The organism is Escherichia sp. 20412-1, assembly GCF_003027595.1.
GTDB classification, from domain to species: Bacteria; Pseudomonadota; Gammaproteobacteria; order Enterobacterales; family Enterobacteriaceae; genus Escherichia; species Escherichia marmotae.
On the sequence record NZ_PYQM01000007.1, the window covers coordinates 78,185 to 91,766 of the forward strand.

The 13,582-nt window shown below is 52.2% G+C and carries 17 protein-coding genes; 6 read left to right on the forward strand and 11 right to left on the reverse strand.

From position 1 onward, the window contains the following. Window positions 1–65 precede the first annotated feature (65 nt). Window positions 66–590: a ubiquinone anaerobic biosynthesis accessory factor UbiT gene (ubiT, locus tag C7B16_RS07490; protein WP_001517154.1), complete on the forward strand. Its 525-nt coding sequence runs from the start codon at window positions 66–68 to the stop codon at window positions 588–590. Further along, on the forward strand, window positions 584–1,087 hold the full coding sequence (locus tag C7B16_RS07495; protein ID WP_000908549.1) for a GNAT family N-acetyltransferase: 504 nt from the start codon (window positions 584–586) through the stop codon (window positions 1,085–1,087). Before ubiT ends, C7B16_RS07495 begins: the two co-directional genes overlap by 7 nt. Here the strand turns inward: C7B16_RS07495 and yhbQ are convergent. Continuing rightward, on the reverse strand, window positions 1,074–1,376 hold the full coding sequence (yhbQ, locus tag C7B16_RS07500) for a DNA damage response exodeoxyribonuclease YhbQ (protein ID WP_000189335.1): 303 nt from the start codon (window positions 1,374–1,376) through the stop codon (window positions 1,074–1,076). The two genes, C7B16_RS07495 and yhbQ, sit on opposite strands and share 14 nt — an antisense overlap. A 50-nt stretch (window positions 1,377–1,426) precedes the next feature. Here yhbQ and C7B16_RS07505 point away from each other — a divergent pair, with 50 nt between their 5' ends. From C7B16_RS07505 to C7B16_RS07515, 3 genes are all read left to right on the forward strand, one after another. Then, a complete protein-coding gene (locus C7B16_RS07505) occupies window positions 1,427–1,849 on the forward strand; it encodes a YhbP family protein (protein ID WP_000449448.1) in 423 nt (140 codons plus the stop codon). Window positions 1,850–1,891: 42 nt separating this feature from the next. Next, window positions 1,892–2,527, forward strand: coding sequence for an NAD(P)H-binding protein (locus tag C7B16_RS07510; RefSeq protein WP_001517153.1), 636 nt, complete (start codon window positions 1,892–1,894; stop codon window positions 2,525–2,527). Window positions 2,528–2,599: 72 nt separating this feature from the next. Then, window positions 2,600–3,640, forward strand: coding sequence for a permease (locus tag C7B16_RS07515; protein WP_016249242.1), 1,041 nt, complete (start codon window positions 2,600–2,602; stop codon window positions 3,638–3,640). 112 nt (window positions 3,641–3,752) lie between these two features. Here C7B16_RS07515 and dolP read toward each other — a convergent pair whose 3' ends face one another. Genes dolP through lpoA form a run of 4 tightly spaced genes read right to left on the reverse strand, consistent with a single transcriptional unit; the run spans window position 3,753 to window position 7,337 of the window. Continuing rightward, the gene (gene dolP, locus C7B16_RS07520) at window positions 3,753–4,328 is read right to left on the reverse strand and encodes a division/outer membrane stress-associated lipid-binding lipoprotein (RefSeq protein ID WP_000646038.1); all 576 of its coding nucleotides are present in this window, start codon (window positions 4,326–4,328) and stop codon (window positions 3,753–3,755) included. 9 nt (window positions 4,329–4,337) lie between these two features. Then, complete coding sequence (gene diaA / locus C7B16_RS07525) at window positions 4,338–4,928, reverse strand: DnaA initiator-associating protein DiaA (RefSeq protein WP_000893477.1); 591 nt, start codon at window positions 4,926–4,928, stop codon at window positions 4,338–4,340. 19 nt (window positions 4,929–4,947) lie between these two features. Next, window positions 4,948–5,343: a YraN family protein gene (locus tag C7B16_RS07530; protein ID WP_000246845.1), complete on the reverse strand. Its 396-nt coding sequence runs from the start codon at window positions 5,341–5,343 to the stop codon at window positions 4,948–4,950. Then, the gene (gene lpoA, locus C7B16_RS07535; protein ID WP_016249240.1) at window positions 5,301–7,337 is read right to left on the reverse strand and encodes a penicillin-binding protein activator LpoA; all 2,037 of its coding nucleotides are present in this window, start codon (window positions 7,335–7,337) and stop codon (window positions 5,301–5,303) included. The genes C7B16_RS07530 and lpoA overlap by 43 nt, the downstream gene beginning before the upstream one ends. A 63-nt stretch (window positions 7,338–7,400) precedes the next feature. On the opposite strand from lpoA, the gene rsmI reads away from it, so the two are divergent. Then, window positions 7,401–8,264 carry a 16S rRNA (cytidine(1402)-2'-O)-methyltransferase gene (gene rsmI, locus C7B16_RS07540; protein ID WP_061091068.1) on the forward strand — a complete coding sequence of 288 codons (864 nt, stop codon included), beginning with the start codon at window positions 7,401–7,403 and terminating at the stop codon, window positions 8,262–8,264. Between the two features lie 65 nt (window positions 8,265–8,329). On the opposite strand, the gene C7B16_RS07545 is transcribed toward rsmI, so the two are convergent. The 6 genes from C7B16_RS07545 to C7B16_RS07570 all read right to left on the reverse strand — a co-directional run bounded on the left by C7B16_RS07545 (window position 8,330) and on the right by C7B16_RS07570 (window position 13,566). Further along, window positions 8,330–9,043 carry a galactosamine-6-phosphate isomerase gene (locus tag C7B16_RS07545; protein ID WP_001194135.1) on the reverse strand — a complete coding sequence of 238 codons (714 nt, stop codon included), beginning with the start codon at window positions 9,041–9,043 and terminating at the stop codon, window positions 8,330–8,332. A 228-nt stretch (window positions 9,044–9,271) separates the two neighbouring features. Next, window positions 9,272–10,063, reverse strand: a complete 792-nt coding sequence (gene agaD / locus C7B16_RS07550; RefSeq protein ID WP_000534352.1) for a PTS galactosamine transporter subunit IID — start codon at window positions 10,061–10,063, stop codon at window positions 9,272–9,274. Then, the gene (agaC, locus tag C7B16_RS07555) at window positions 10,053–10,856 is read right to left on the reverse strand and encodes a PTS galactosamine transporter subunit IIC (protein ID WP_000544465.1); all 804 of its coding nucleotides are present in this window, start codon (window positions 10,854–10,856) and stop codon (window positions 10,053–10,055) included. The genes agaD and agaC overlap by 11 nt, the downstream gene beginning before the upstream one ends. A 38-nt stretch (window positions 10,857–10,894) precedes the next feature. Further along, on the reverse strand, window positions 10,895–11,371 hold the full coding sequence (agaB, locus tag C7B16_RS07560; RefSeq protein ID WP_107179535.1) for a PTS galactosamine transporter subunit IIB: 477 nt from the start codon (window positions 11,369–11,371) through the stop codon (window positions 10,895–10,897). A 167-nt stretch (window positions 11,372–11,538) separates the two neighbouring features. Continuing rightward, window positions 11,539–12,399, reverse strand: coding sequence for a tagatose-bisphosphate aldolase subunit KbaY (gene kbaY, locus C7B16_RS07565; RefSeq protein WP_107179536.1), 861 nt, complete (start codon window positions 12,397–12,399; stop codon window positions 11,539–11,541). Window positions 12,400–12,411: 12 nt separating this feature from the next. Further along, window positions 12,412–13,566: an AgaS family sugar isomerase gene (locus tag C7B16_RS07570; RefSeq protein WP_107179537.1), complete on the reverse strand. Its 1,155-nt coding sequence runs from the start codon at window positions 13,564–13,566 to the stop codon at window positions 12,412–12,414. Window positions 13,567–13,582 lie beyond the last annotated feature (16 nt).

Sequence of the window (13,582 nt, forward strand, 5' to 3'; positions counted from 1 at the left end):
ATACCGCTATGTTATTTTCCTGATATGGCAAAATAGGATGATTGTTGAAACAGGGAGTAAAACTCGTGTTGGATAAACTGCGTTCCCGTATTGTGCATCTGGGGCCATCTCTGTTGAGTGTACCGGTAAAACTGACGCCATTTGCGCTAAAACGCCAGGTTCTTGAGCAAGTCTTAAGCTGGCAATTTCGCCAGGCGCTGGACGATGGCGAGCTGGAGTTCCTTGAAGGCCGCTGGTTAAGTATTCATGTGCGTGATATTGACCTGCAATGGTTTACCTCGGTGGTGAATGGCAAACTGGTCGTTAGCCAGAACGCGCAAGCAGACGTGAGTTTTAGTGCCGACGCCAGCGATCTGCTGATGATCGCAGCGCGTAAACAGGATCCGGATACACTTTTCTTCCAGCGTCGGCTAGTGATTGAAGGTGATACGGAGCTGGGGCTGTATGTGAAAAACCTGATGGACGCCATTGAACTGGAGCAAATGCCAAAAGCCTTACGCATGATGCTGCTGCAACTGGCGGATTTTGTTGAGGCGGGGATGAAAACCACGCCTGAAACCAAACAGACATCGGTAGGTGAACCATGCTAATTCGAGTAGAAATTCCCATTGATGCGCCGGGTATTGATGCCCTGCTGCGTCGTTCATTCGAAAGCGATGCGGAAGCGAAGCTGGTTCACGATCTGCGTGAAGATGGCTTTCTGACGCTGGGACTGGTGGCGACAGATGACGAAGGCCAGGTCATTGGCTATGTGGCATTCAGTCCGGTAGATGTGCAGGGCGAAGACCTGCAATGGGTTGGCATGGCTCCGCTGGCGGTAGATGAAAAATATCGCGGGCAAGGGCTGGCACGCCAACTGGTCTATGAAGGACTGGATTCGCTTAATGAGTTCGGCTATGCCGCAGTGGTAACGCTGGGCGATCCGGCGCTGTACAGCCGTTTTGGCTTTGAACTGGCGGCGCATCACGATCTGCGTTGCCGCTGGCCGGGCACAGAAAGTGCCTTCCTGGTACATCGTTTAGCGGATGACGCGCTGAATGGTGTAACCGGGCTGGTTGAGTACCACGATCACTTCAATCGCTTTTAACCTCCGGGGTTTGCAGGCTACTTAATAACTCTGCAAACCCAGCGCCTTCCGCAACCAGGCATTCTTTCTGTCGTTTGGTCAGTTGCTTGACGCGATATTCCGCCCGTAATGCCAGCGAACGGTCGCCAACCGGTGCGGAAAATGCCAATGTCAGTTTGCCTTTCCCGCGCAGTGCTTTCGCCCCTTTACCGCTTTGATGCTGCTGATAGCGGCGTTCGACGTCCGTGGTGATCCCGGTATAAAGCTTATTGTCGGCGGTACGAATCAAGTAAAGGAACCAGGGTGTCATCGTCTGTGTCACATGTTAAGGTCTGGCCAACAGTATAAAAGAGAACAGAAATGGAAACACTCACCGCAATTAGCCGTTGGCTGGCAAAACAACATGTTGTCACCTGGTGCGTGCAGCAGGACGGGGAACTGTGGTGCGCCAATGCCTTTTATCTTTTTGATGCGCAGAAAGTTGCATTTTACATTTTGACGGAAGAAAAAACGCGGCATGCGCAGATGAGCGGGCCGCAGGCTCCGGTTGCCGGAACGGTAAATGGTCAGCCGAAAACGGTGGCATTAATTCGTGGCGTGCAGTTTAAAGGTGAGATCCGCAGACTGGAAGGTGAGGAAAGTGACCTCGCACGTCAGGCCTATAATCGCCGCTTCCCGGTTGCCCGGACGCTGTCGGCACCGGTGTGGGAAATCCGCCTCGATGAGATAAAATTCACCGACAACACGCTGGGCTTTGGGAAAAAACTGGTCTGGCAACGGTAACCTATAGTTAAACATGAGTACATATACAGGGCCGGAGGCAATATGAGTCAGGTTTTAATTACAGGCGCAACGGGGCTGGTGGGTGGGCATCTACTGCGGATGTTGATTAATGAACCGAAAGTACAGGCTATTGCCGCGCCGACGCGACGCCCATTAGCAGATATGCCGGGAGTCTATAACCCACACGATCCACAATTGACCGACGCGCTGGCGCAGGTCACCGATCCGATAGACATTGTTTTTTGTTGCCTTGGCACCACGCGGCGGGAGGCGGGCAGTAAAGAGGCATTTATTCACGCTGATTACACGCTGGTGGTGGATACGGCATTAACCGGACGGCGGCTGGGCGCGCAGCATATGCTGGTGGTCAGTGCGATGGGGGCAAACGCGCATTCACCATTTTTTTATAACCGCGTCAAAGGGGAGATGGAAGAGGCGTTAATTGCTCAGAACTGGCCGAAACTGACCATCGCTCGCCCGTCGATGTTGCTGGGCGATCGTAACAAACAGCGGATGAACGAAACCCTTTTTGCGCCACTGTTCCGTTTGCTACCAGGGAACTGGAAATCCATTGATGCGCGAGACGTGGCGCGGGTAATGCTGGCAGAAGCGATGCGGCCAGAGCATGAAGGCGTGACCATTTTAAGCTCTTCAGAATTACGCAAAAGAGCTGAATAATTATTCCCAATAATTGATGGTGAGCGTAATATTCTCGCGCTCAATTATCATAACTTTTTCCTGGGGAATGCTATGGCTGGTCAGTCTTCATCTCAGGCGGCAACGCCCATTCAGTGGTGGAAACCCGCGCTTTTCTTTCTCGTTGTCATTGCCGGACTCTGGTATGTGAAGTGGCAACCCTACTACGGTAAGGCCTTTACCGCCGCCGAAACCCACAGCATCGGTAAATCAATCCTCGCACAGGCGGATGCCAATCCGTGGCAGGCAGCGTTGGATTACGCGATGATCTACTTTCTTGCAGTATGGAAAGCGGCGGTGCTGGGTGTGCTCCTCGGATCGTTGATTCAGGTATTGATCCCTCGTGACTGGTTGTTGCGCACGCTTGGACAATCGCGCTTTCGCGGGACGTTACTGGGAACGCTGTTTTCACTGCCTGGAATGATGTGTACCTGCTGTGCGGCACCGGTCGCGGCGGGGATGCGCCGCCAACAAGTGTCGATGGGAGGGGCGCTGGCATTCTGGATGGGGAATCCGTTGTTAAACCCAGCAACGCTGGTGTTTATGGGCTTTGTTCTCGGCTGGGGTTTTGCGGCGATTCGCCTGGTGGCGGGTCTGGTGATGGTGTTGCTGATTGCAACACTGGTACAAAAATGGGTGCGTGAGACACCGCAAACGCAGGCACCGGTCGAAATCGACATGCCAGAAGTGCAGGGCAGATTTTTTAGCCGCTGGGGCAGGGCGCTGTGGACGCTTTTCTGGAGTACGATCCCGGTTTATATCCTGGCAGTGCTGGCGTTGGGGGCTGCTCGCGTCTGGCTGTTCCCCCATGCTGATGGCGCTGTCGATAATAGCCTGATGTGGGTGATAGTGATGGCGGTAGCGGGATGCTTGTTTGTTATTCCCACGGCGGCAGAAATTCCGATTGTGCAGACGATGATGCTGGCAGGGATGGGAACCGCTCCGGCGCTGGCATTATTGATGACCCTTCCGGCGGTGAGTTTGCCGTCGTTAGTTATGCTGCGCAAAGCGTTTCCGGCGAAGGCATTATGGCTGACGGGAGCGATGGTGGCGGTATCGGGTGTTATTGTCGGCAGTCTGGCGCTGTTGTTCTGATTCGAGGGAAAACATGTCGGATGCGGCGCAAGCGCCTTATCCGACCTGTGGTTTGTGCCATTGTAGGCCTGATAAGACGCGGCAGCGTCGCATCAGGCTTTACAAAGAGCTGTTATTTAATAAACGTAAATGCCGTGGTCACACGTTTCACACCACTCACCCGGCTGGCAATATCTGCCGCTGCTTTCGCCTCACGCTCAGTCACCAGCCCCATCAGGAACACTTCGCCGTTTTCGGTGGTTACTTTCACGTTAGACGATTTCACCAGGTCGCTTGCCAGCAACTGCGAGCGAACTTTAGTGGTGATCCACGTATCATTCGACGCTTCGCCCAGACCAATTGGTTGGCCCTGACGAATCTCGTTATACACTTCGTTGGCACCGTCTACGCCCATCGCAATCTGTTTTGCACGAGCCGAAAGTTCGGTGTTTGGTGACTGCCCAACCAGCAGCACTTTGCCCTGATAGGCCGTTACATTAATGCGCGCTTCTTTCTTAATTTGTTCATCTTTCGACAATGCGCTGTTAACGCGCACTTCCAGGGTGCCATCGTCCACCTGGGTGCCGACACTGCGCGGATCGGTCGCTGCTTTAGTTCCCACAGCGGCTGTACCCACAACGGCAGCAGCAACACAACCTTGCAACAGCAGTGCGGAAATAAGGACTGCGATTGGCGATAATGCCTTCATGTATTCTCCTTAATCATCCTGGTGAGGGAAAAGCGTGTTATCGATCAGATCGCACAGGCAATTTACCGTCAGCATGTGCATTTCTTGAATGCGAGCACTACGATGCGAAGGAATACGGATCTCCACGTCTTGCGGCCCTAACAACCCTGCAAGTTCACCGCCGTCATAGCCGGTTAATGCCACAATAGTCATATCACGCGTAACGGCGGCTTCAACAGCTTTAACGATATCGCGGCTGTTACCGCGAGTAGAAATGGCTAACAGCACATCTCCCGCATGTCCCAGCGCCCGTACCTGTTTTGCATATACTTCATCATGCAAGCGATCATTGGCAATCGCCGTTAAGACAACATTATCAGTATTTAGTGCAATGGCAGGTAAGCTGGGCCGCTCCGTTTCGAAACGGTTGATCATGCTGGCAGCAAAATGCTGTGCGTTGGCAGCGGAAGTCCCATTACCACAACAGAGGATTTTGTTGCCATTAAGCAGAGACTGAACCAGCGTCATGGCTGCACGGGAGATGGCATCCGGAAGCGCCTCTGCCGCCGCAATTTGAGTTTGAATGCTTTCAGTGAAGCAAGCTTTTATTCTTTCTAGCACGCTAATCCTTAAACCTTAATTATGAGTGGTCATTAAAGGCATCCTTAATCCACTCAACATCATTCCCGGTGAAGGCTACCACATCGAACCGGCAATCCACAGTATCAAAACTCCCATTATGGCGCGCGAGCCACAAGCGGGCAGTCTGTAATAATTTGTGTTGTTTGCTACGGGTCACACTGGCTGCTGCGCCGCCGTAGAGTGCAGAGCGGCGGTAACGCACCTCGACAAAAACGGTGGTCTGGCCTTCACGCATTATCAAATCGATCTCGCCGCCACGCTCGTTCACGTTGGCGGCGACAAACTGCAGTCCTTTGCCTTCCAGCCAGCGACGCGCTTGTTTTTCCCACGCATCGCCGGTCTGTTTAGTGGTTAACTGGCGGGGACTACCTGACCTTGTTGGTACTGTAGCCATGATAACTTCCTGTTAATCACGCAATCCGGGTTAGCCGTCAGACCTCCGGTATTACCGTTGATTTCAAACCCCTGAACCTGGCGCATTTGCGAGAAATGATTCGCCAGTGACCAGGCATCGACACCCATCGCATACATTCGCGCCAGCGAATAATCGTTGTTCACAGCACTGAGTGCCTGCTGCATTAATGACAGGTTACTCCCTGCCAGCATTGGGATTTCACTGTACTGTAAACCTTCCATCTCCAGGCGGAAATCAGGACCCGCGGAGCCTTGTGCGCTGCGGGAGCTGGCGTACAGCGTTGCGCCGCTCTGGCTGCCGTTACGCATGGTAATCATCGGCTTGATGAAGGCGATTTCGCCTGGCGTTGCCACAATGTATACCGCATCGACACGACCGCCATTATTGGTGAACTGGTCATCGGTTGGCGTGGTTTGCAGCGTTGGGTTGTTTGTGGTCATGCCGGAATCGGTTGTCGTTCTGGGGGTAATCGGACTCCCCGTTAAAGCGATACCTGAACCGCCGTTGACACCCGCGCGTAATTCGCTGGTAGAGCCGAATTTTTGTTGTAGAACGGTGCCGCCGCCCAGTTTCTGCCACTCTTGCGCAAACGCATTTGCTACGCGATCACCCAGCGAACTGCGCGGGATCAGCACCAGCGGCGCTTGTTTGCCCTGGTCACGAATATGACGTGCTGCATCGCGCGCTTCATCTTCCGGCGACAGCGCGAAATAACAGATGTTGGCACGGTTTTCGATATTTTCCGGCTGGTTAAGCGCCAGCACGTTCAGCGGGGTGTTGCTCTTCAGCAACTCTTCAACGTTATTTTTCAGCAGCGGGCCGACCACAATACTCGCGCCGTCCTGCTGTACCTGGTTGAGGATCTGGCTAAGCGGTTGTGAAGAAGTATCGTAGATTTTCAGTTCTGCTGACGGATTTGCTGGTGCGCTTACTGCTGCGGTGGTTGCAGTTGGGGTGTTTACAGGCACCGGCTGTGCCTCGGTTTCTTCACCCGTCAGATCGCTAACAGAGGCCTGTGCCGGGCTGGCAACGCCATCCACGGTTTGCGGTTGGGGCTGTTCTGTGACGTCCGCGGCAGGTGCGGCAGCTACCTGCGCTGCTACTGGTTGAGTACCGATATTTTTCGCCGCTTCAAATCCTTGCTGAATAGTGCGACCAAACACCGCGGCCTGACCATTCAACGGCAACAGCAGGGCGATTTTATTGGTTGACGCTGGTTTAAACGCTTTTACGTTTACCAACTGCGTTGGCAGCATTTTCGCGCCCGGATTGTTCGGGTAACGTTTCTGCCAGTCGGCAATGCCGGCCTTCATCATGTCGGGATCGTTGCGGTTATCAAACCAGACGCGTTGCAGATCCAGCCAGCCTTGCAGGATATTTTCGTCGGCGTTGATCACCAGCGTATTCGCCTGCTCCTGAGTCATGGAGGAGAGCGCCTGCCAGGTAGCGTCAATATTTTGCTGTTTTTCTTTCGCCCCGAGCAGCGGTTCCTGAGCAATTAAAGCGCGCAATAAATCAATGGAAGGACGCCCCTGGCTGGCATCGATTTTTGCCTGCCAGTAACGTGCCTGCTGGTTTGGCTCTAAATCTGCCGGAGTAATTTTAACCAGCAAGGTTTGCGCGCCAGTAAAATCTTTCTGTGCCAGTTTAATTTCTACTGCCAGCAGAGTTTTCTCGCGACGCTGGGTATCGTTCAGTTCCTGCGGCAGTTGGTTAAATAATTCTACCGCTTGCCCGGTTTTACCTTCTTTCACCAGTGCACGAATGGCGAGTAATTGCCAGTTGATCCTGGTATCATCAGAGCTTTGCTGCATCTGCTGCAGATAAAAGGCAGAATCAGCCTGCGCCGTGCCCTGCATATAGGCAGTGGACTGATCGGGGGTATGGGTGCCACAACCGGCGAAAATCAGGGCTGCCAGAACAACAGGCAGACAACGCGCGGCTTTCAAACGAGAAAATGTTGAGGGTACCATAATGTATCCAGTGATATTTTTTTACGCAATGCTCAATATTAAATCGGCAATACGGACGACACAATGAAACAACACCAATCGGCGGATAATTCTCAAGGTCAGCTCTACATTGTACCGACGCCAATCGGCAATCTGGCAGATATCACCCAGCGTGCGCTGGAGATATTGCAGGCCGTTGATCTGATTGCCGCCGAGGATACGCGTCATACCGGTTTACTGCTGCAACATTTTGGGATTAACGCCCGATTGTTCGCCTTGCATGACCATAACGAACAACAGAAAGCAGAAACACTGCTGGCGAAACTGCAAGAGGGGCAAAACATTGCGCTGGTGTCCGATGCCGGAACGCCGCTGATTAACGACCCTGGCTACCATCTGGTGCGCACCTGCCGTGAAGCGGATATTCGCGTGGTGCCGCTACCGGGGCCGTGTGCTGCCATTACAGCATTAAGCGCCGCGGGTTTGCCATCAGATCGTTTTTGTTATGAAGGTTTCCTGCCTGCTAAATCAAAAGGTCGCCGTGATGCGCTAAAAGCCATTGAAACGGAACCGCGCACGCTGATTTTTTATGAATCCACCCACCGTCTGTTAGACAGCCTGGAAGATATTGTCGCGGTGCTGGGCGAATCGCGCTACGTAGTGCTGGCTCGCGAACTGACCAAAACCTGGGAAAACATTCACGGCGCGCCCGTAGGCGAACTGCTGGCGTGGGTAAAAGAAGATGAAAATCGCCGCAAAGGTGAAATGGTGCTGATTGTCGAAGGGCATAAAGCACAGGAGGATGATTTGCCCGCCGATGCGCTGCGCACGCTGGCGCTGTTGCAGGCAGAACTGCCGCTGAAAAAAGCGGCGGCGCTGGCAGCAGAAATTCACGGCGTGAAGAAAAACGCGCTGTATAAGTATGCGCTGGAGCAGCAAGGGGAGTGATATATCTCCGTGGCCCCGTTTGAAGAACCCAGGGGCCACTTGCTTTTGCCTGGCTTAGGGGGATGTTAACGATGACGCATCCCATCAATCAAACATGTGAAATGGTTATGTAGCCATAAAAACGAAGCGGGGATAGTGGTGGAGACTGTGGCTGTGAGAAAACGTTCTGTCGCATCCTGCTTTCCTTCGCCAGTCACCAGTAGCAAAACTTCGCGGGCATTGAGAATATCCTTCAAGCCTAAGGTGATCCCCCGGGTTACGGGGTGACCAGCGGTTTTTAACATCTCATGTTGCTGGGTTTTCACATCAAGTTGGCTGATATGGCAGGCCGGTTGCAGGCTTTCTCCCGGTTCGTTCAGTCCCAGATGACCGTTTTTCCCCAATCCGAGAACGCACAAATCGAGACCACCTTTGCGCGCAATTAAATCCGTTACCCGCTCGCACTCTGTCTCGTTTATCCCTTCGGAACGAAAGCTGATGAGCTGGTCTTCACGTAACCCCAGCGGCTGCACGATATGTTGCTGAAGGAAGGTTTCGCAGGTGCCGGGCGCGGTTAATGGCAGATCTACCCATTCGTCGAGCTTCACGAAGGTCAGTTGGCTGGCATCAACGTGCTGCTGGTGGATTTTTTCCACCAGATAACTGTAGGTAAGCACGGGGGTTGCGCCGGTCGCGAGGCAGATGACTGCATTGGGGGTGTTGCGGATTAACGTCAGCAAATGTTCGCTGGCGTGTTCACTGAGCGCAGTGTAGTCATCGAAGTGCTGTAAGGTTTGCATGAGGAGAAATTCCTTGTGTAGAGAGGCACCGTCAGGCGCGATGCGAAGACCGATGACAAACGCTAAATTGCCTGATGCGCTACGCTTATCAGGCCTACGTGATCTCTGCAATATATTGAATTTGTGTGCTTTTGTAGGCCGGACAAGGCGTTCACGCCGCATCCGGCATGAACAAAGCGCACTTTGTCAACAATCTGAGGCACCGTCAGGCGCAGTGCCTCATTCCATTTACAAAATACCGAATGCGGAACAAACGATGGAAAGCACGAACGTGACGGCGATTAACAGCACCGGATGCGCTTTTTTCACCCGTAATAAGTAATACATCAACAGGGTGTAAGCCATCGGCAAAATATTCGGGAAGACTTTATCGAAGAAATCCTGTTGCAGCGCGACGCTGTGAGTACTGTCGATAGCAAACGACGTCACGACGTTAATATGTACATACGAAGCGATCAGCCCGCCGATTACCGTGATCCCGAGGATAGTTGCCGAACGGGCGATCATCTGCGAGTTCTCTCGCACTTTATCAATCGCCTTCACACCGACCGAATAACCAACGTGAGTCCAGCCAACGCGCAGGAAAAAGATAAGCAGGTAAACGGCGAAAAACAGAATCGGCCCCAACAGGTTTCCCTGGCTGGCAAACGATGAGCAAATCCCCGCCATAATCGGCAATAAGGTAAACCAGAAAATCGCATCGCCAATCCCGGCGATTGGGCCAAACAGCGCCACTTTGAGGCCTTTAATGGTGTCGCGATTTTCCCCTTTCTCTTCCATCGAAATGAGTAATCCCATCAGGAATCCGACCAGATTCGGGTGGGTGTTAATAAATTCGAGGTTATCTTTCATCGCCGCGCTTAAGCCCGGTTTGTCGTCCTTATAAATCTTTTTCAGGATCGGCAACATCGCCCAGGTAAATCCCCCCGCCTGCATCCTTTCGTAGTTAAAGCTCGCTTGCAGCAGCGATGAACGAAAGCCCAGACGGGTGATATCTTTTTTACTGATTTCAGATCCCATTGCTGTAGTCCTCTTCTTCATTTTTACTGGCAACGGGCTGCGGTTGCGCTTGCTGCCGGGATTTCGCATTGAAAAATTCATACACCGCAAAACCTGCCCCCAGTACGGCGACCGGTAACAGGTTGCTGACCTGGATGTAGCAAACAAACAGGAAACCGGCGATCAGGTAAGGGATGTATTGCGCTTTGAACATCACGCGCAGCAGCAGACCAAAACCAACGGCAGGTAAAATACCACCGGCCACTTCAAAACCATGAGTCAACCAGGCTGGCATCGCCTTTACCAGCGCCTGCATCGCGCCTTGCGCCAGGTAGGTACAAAGAAACGCAATCACTGCATATGAAGAGGCAACAATCAGCATCGTTATCCAGTTAAGTCGGGAAAACGCGGCCGTATCCGCCTCTTTTGCGCATTTATCCGCTTTGGTCATAAATAATGAGAAAGCGGAATAGAAAAACAGAATGACGTACTGCATTAACAAACTAAACGGCAGGCCAAGACCAATTGCCGTTTTGGCATCCACCCCCGTAGACCACGCAATGACGGTAGTCATCAGACCCGCCATGATAGGGTTGGGCGGTTGAACACCACCGGCAGGGGTTAATCCGGCGAACGCCAGTTCTGTCAGACCACCGGTAATTAAGCCGGTCTGAATATCACCGAGTATTGCTCCAGTAAGGGTACAAACGATTATCGGACGGAATAAAAACAAGGCTTCCAGCCAAAAATCAATCCCCAGAACGAAAACTAATGCCGCCAGGGATAGCCCCTGAATTAGGGTTATTTCATGCATTTTTATTACCTCAAACCAATATTAAGGCGATTTTAGATTTAGTCAGGTATTTGTTCTTTTTGATCACCGGGGACGTCCTGAATAAAAACATTCACGCCGCGTTGCTTAATAAAACGTAAATCAGCGAGATCCTGAAAATCGACATAAACTTTACTGCTGATTTGCTTTTTTCCTTCCGAGAAATGCATATTGCCGACGTTAACGTCTTTCAGTTCTATTTCCCCTTCCACCAATTTACGTACTGTTTGCGGTGTACGGCAAATCAGGAATATCTTCTGATGTGGTGCAGCTTTGCCGATGACGTTAATGGTTTTTTCGACAGTAAAGAAACGAATGCCAAAACCGTAAGTTTCCGCGGTAATGCCCATTAATTTCTGTTGAATATCATCATTAGCGACAACATCATCCACGACCACCAGCAAATTTGCGCCGATGGTGGATGTCCAGGTAACGCCAACCTGGCCATGAACCAGACGATTATCAATACGGGTTAAGAGAATATTTGGACTGCTCATTTTTAATCCTCACCATAAAAGTTGAATAATATAATTTATTTAAATATATTACTGTTGCGATATTATATTGGTGTATTTATTAAATTTTAATAATCTCCTTTGCCATTAAGGCACTACCCGATATTAACCGGGCAGCACACTCAAATAAATCGTAAAAAAATCAATAATTACGCGGAAATTCTATTTTCTGAACCACAGACATTAATTTTGTTTCTGACAACTTCTTTCATTGCATCCATGCCGACGCGCATATAATAACGAGGATCATTACCTTGCGGATTTTCCGCAAACCAGGCTTTTACTGCGCCAGCGAAGGCTATTTTTAATTCTGTGGCAACGTTCACTTTTGTGACGCCAAGTTCAATAGTGCGACGGACAAATTCATCCGGGACATCGCTGGCACCATGCAGCACCAGTGGAATATCCACCACTTCACGAATTTCCGCCAGTCGCTGGAAATCAATCTTCGGCGTTTTGCTGTATAACCCGTGCGCCGTACCAATCGCCACCGCCAGGCTGTCGACGCCCGTTAGTTCGACAAAGCGTTTAGCTTCTTGTGGGTCGGTAAGGAACGCGCTTTCGGCGTCAACGCTCATATCATTTTCCACACCGCCCAGGCGGCCCAGTTCCGCTTCCACGCTGCAATCCTGCGAGTGGCAGAAGTCGACAACCGATTTCACCAGCTTCACGTTCTCGACAAACGGGAAGTGACTGCCGTCGATCATCGCACTGCGCACGCCGGCGTGGACTTTACGGCGAATATCATCCAGCGATTCGTGGTGGTCGAGATGCAGAGCCAGCGGCATGTTGTAGGTCGTGGAATAGGCGCTACACAGGGCGTAGATCTCTTCCAGGGCGATATGTTTAAAGGTGCCCGGCGTCCCGGCGAGGATCACCGGCGATCGCATTTCACTACATACTTCGAGGATCGCCTGGATCGTCTCGGCGTTATGAATGTTAAAGGCAGGCACTGCGTAACCATTGGCCAGGGCATCCTGTAACAGATATTTGGTGGAGATAATGCTCATAATGCGATCCTCTTATGCCTGCCACGGATGAATAATGACACCTTGCACCACACGGTTAACGGTGCCGCTGGCTGATGGGGTATCCGGCGTATTGCCCATATGCAGCGACTGCATCAGTGCAAACGTCTGAGCGTATATCAGGAAGCAAAATGCCTGCTCAACGTCGATAAAGTGACGGGACGGCGGCAGGATGATATGCGGACCCACGGTGATAATGTCGTTGCTTTCAGCGGCGATGGCGATCACGCGCATTGCCTGGTTATCGCGGCGTAATTCTGCCAGCAGATCAAGATCATACTGACGGGTATAAGGGTGGCTGGAGACAAACACCACCACCAGCGTTTCGTCATTGACCAGCGATTTCGGGCCATGACGGAATCCAGTTGGGGAATCATAAAAGGCCGCCAGCTTACCCGCAGTCAGTTCCAGTACCTTCAACGCCGACTCGCGTGCCGCGCCTTGTAAGCCACCGCTGCCGAGATAAACGATCCGTTTCCACGGCGCGTAACCAAACACACCTTCGCTGAAATCGCCCAGCGAGGTCAGGATTACCTGGCAACGATCCGCCACGTCACGGAAGGTCTGGCTGTTGATCGTCTCTGGCGCGAAAACCGCGAGGCAACTGGCCATCATGGTGGTAATGCTGCTGGTCATCGCAAAGCCGCGATCGTGCGTTTCTGCTGGCATCAGCAGGGCAAACGCGTTGTCGCTGTTAATCGCGTTTTGATAGAGATCGCCCGCTTCGTTACAAGTGATCGGCAAGTGGTAGCACTCCGGCACAAACTGATTCGCCAGTTCCACGGCAGCGACGCTTTCCGGGCTGTTGCCGGAACGACCGAAGGAGATCAGCAGCAGAGGATGAGCTGGATTCAGGTAATCCATTGGATTAGTGACCAGATCGGTGGTCGGTACGGCGCTGAAGTTTTTTCCAGTCTGGCTGGCGAGCCATGGCGCGATGATGTCACCGATAAATGCCGAGGTTCCGGCTCCGGTCAGGATGATCCGCAGATCCTCTTTGCGCAGTAACGGTTCAAGGAAGTTATCGAGCGCAGAACGTAACGTGTCGATGTTGGTGAGCGAACGGATCCATGCGCGAGGCTGATGGCGGATCTCTTCTTCAGTCCATGTGCCGGTGGTTGCAGCAGCAGGGGTGTAATTTTCTGGCATAACGCAATCCTTAGTC

Bases quoted from the DNA above. Each gene is read 5' to 3' on its own strand.
- C7B16_RS07495 (WP_000908549.1), top strand. From the start codon at position 584: ATGCTAATTCGAGTAGAAATTCCCATTGATGCGCCGGGTATTGATGCC.
- yhbQ (WP_000189335.1), bottom strand. From the start codon at position 1,376: ATGACACCCTGGTTCCTTTACTTGATTCGTACCGCCGACAATAAGCTT.
- C7B16_RS07505 (WP_000449448.1), top strand. From the start codon at position 1,427: ATGGAAACACTCACCGCAATTAGCCGTTGGCTGGCAAAACAACATGTT.
- C7B16_RS07510 (WP_001517153.1), top strand. From the start codon at position 1,892: ATGAGTCAGGTTTTAATTACAGGCGCAACGGGGCTGGTGGGTGGGCAT.
- C7B16_RS07515 (WP_016249242.1), top strand. From the start codon at position 2,600: ATGGCTGGTCAGTCTTCATCTCAGGCGGCAACGCCCATTCAGTGGTGG.
- dolP (WP_000646038.1), bottom strand. From the start codon at position 4,328: ATGAAGGCATTATCGCCAATCGCAGTCCTTATTTCCGCACTGCTGTTG.
- C7B16_RS07530 (WP_000246845.1), bottom strand. From the start codon at position 5,343: ATGGCTACAGTACCAACAAGGTCAGGTAGTCCCCGCCAGTTAACCACT.
- lpoA (WP_016249240.1), bottom strand. From the start codon at position 7,337: ATGGTACCCTCAACATTTTCTCGTTTGAAAGCCGCGCGTTGTCTGCCT.
- rsmI (WP_061091068.1), top strand. From the start codon at position 7,401: ATGAAACAACACCAATCGGCGGATAATTCTCAAGGTCAGCTCTACATT.
- C7B16_RS07545 (WP_001194135.1), bottom strand. From the start codon at position 9,043: ATGCAAACCTTACAGCACTTCGATGACTACACTGCGCTCAGTGAACAC.
- agaD (WP_000534352.1), bottom strand. From the start codon at position 10,063: ATGGGATCTGAAATCAGTAAAAAAGATATCACCCGTCTGGGCTTTCGT.
- agaC (WP_000544465.1), bottom strand. From the start codon at position 10,856: ATGCATGAAATAACCCTAATTCAGGGGCTATCCCTGGCGGCATTAGTT.
- agaB (WP_107179535.1), bottom strand. From the start codon at position 11,371: ATGAGCAGTCCAAATATTCTCTTAACCCGTATTGATAATCGTCTGGTT.
- kbaY (WP_107179536.1), bottom strand. From the start codon at position 12,399: ATGAGCATTATCTCCACCAAATATCTGTTACAGGATGCCCTGGCCAAT.
- C7B16_RS07570 (WP_107179537.1), bottom strand. From the start codon at position 13,566: ATGCCAGAAAATTACACCCCTGCTGCTGCAACCACCGGCACATGGACT.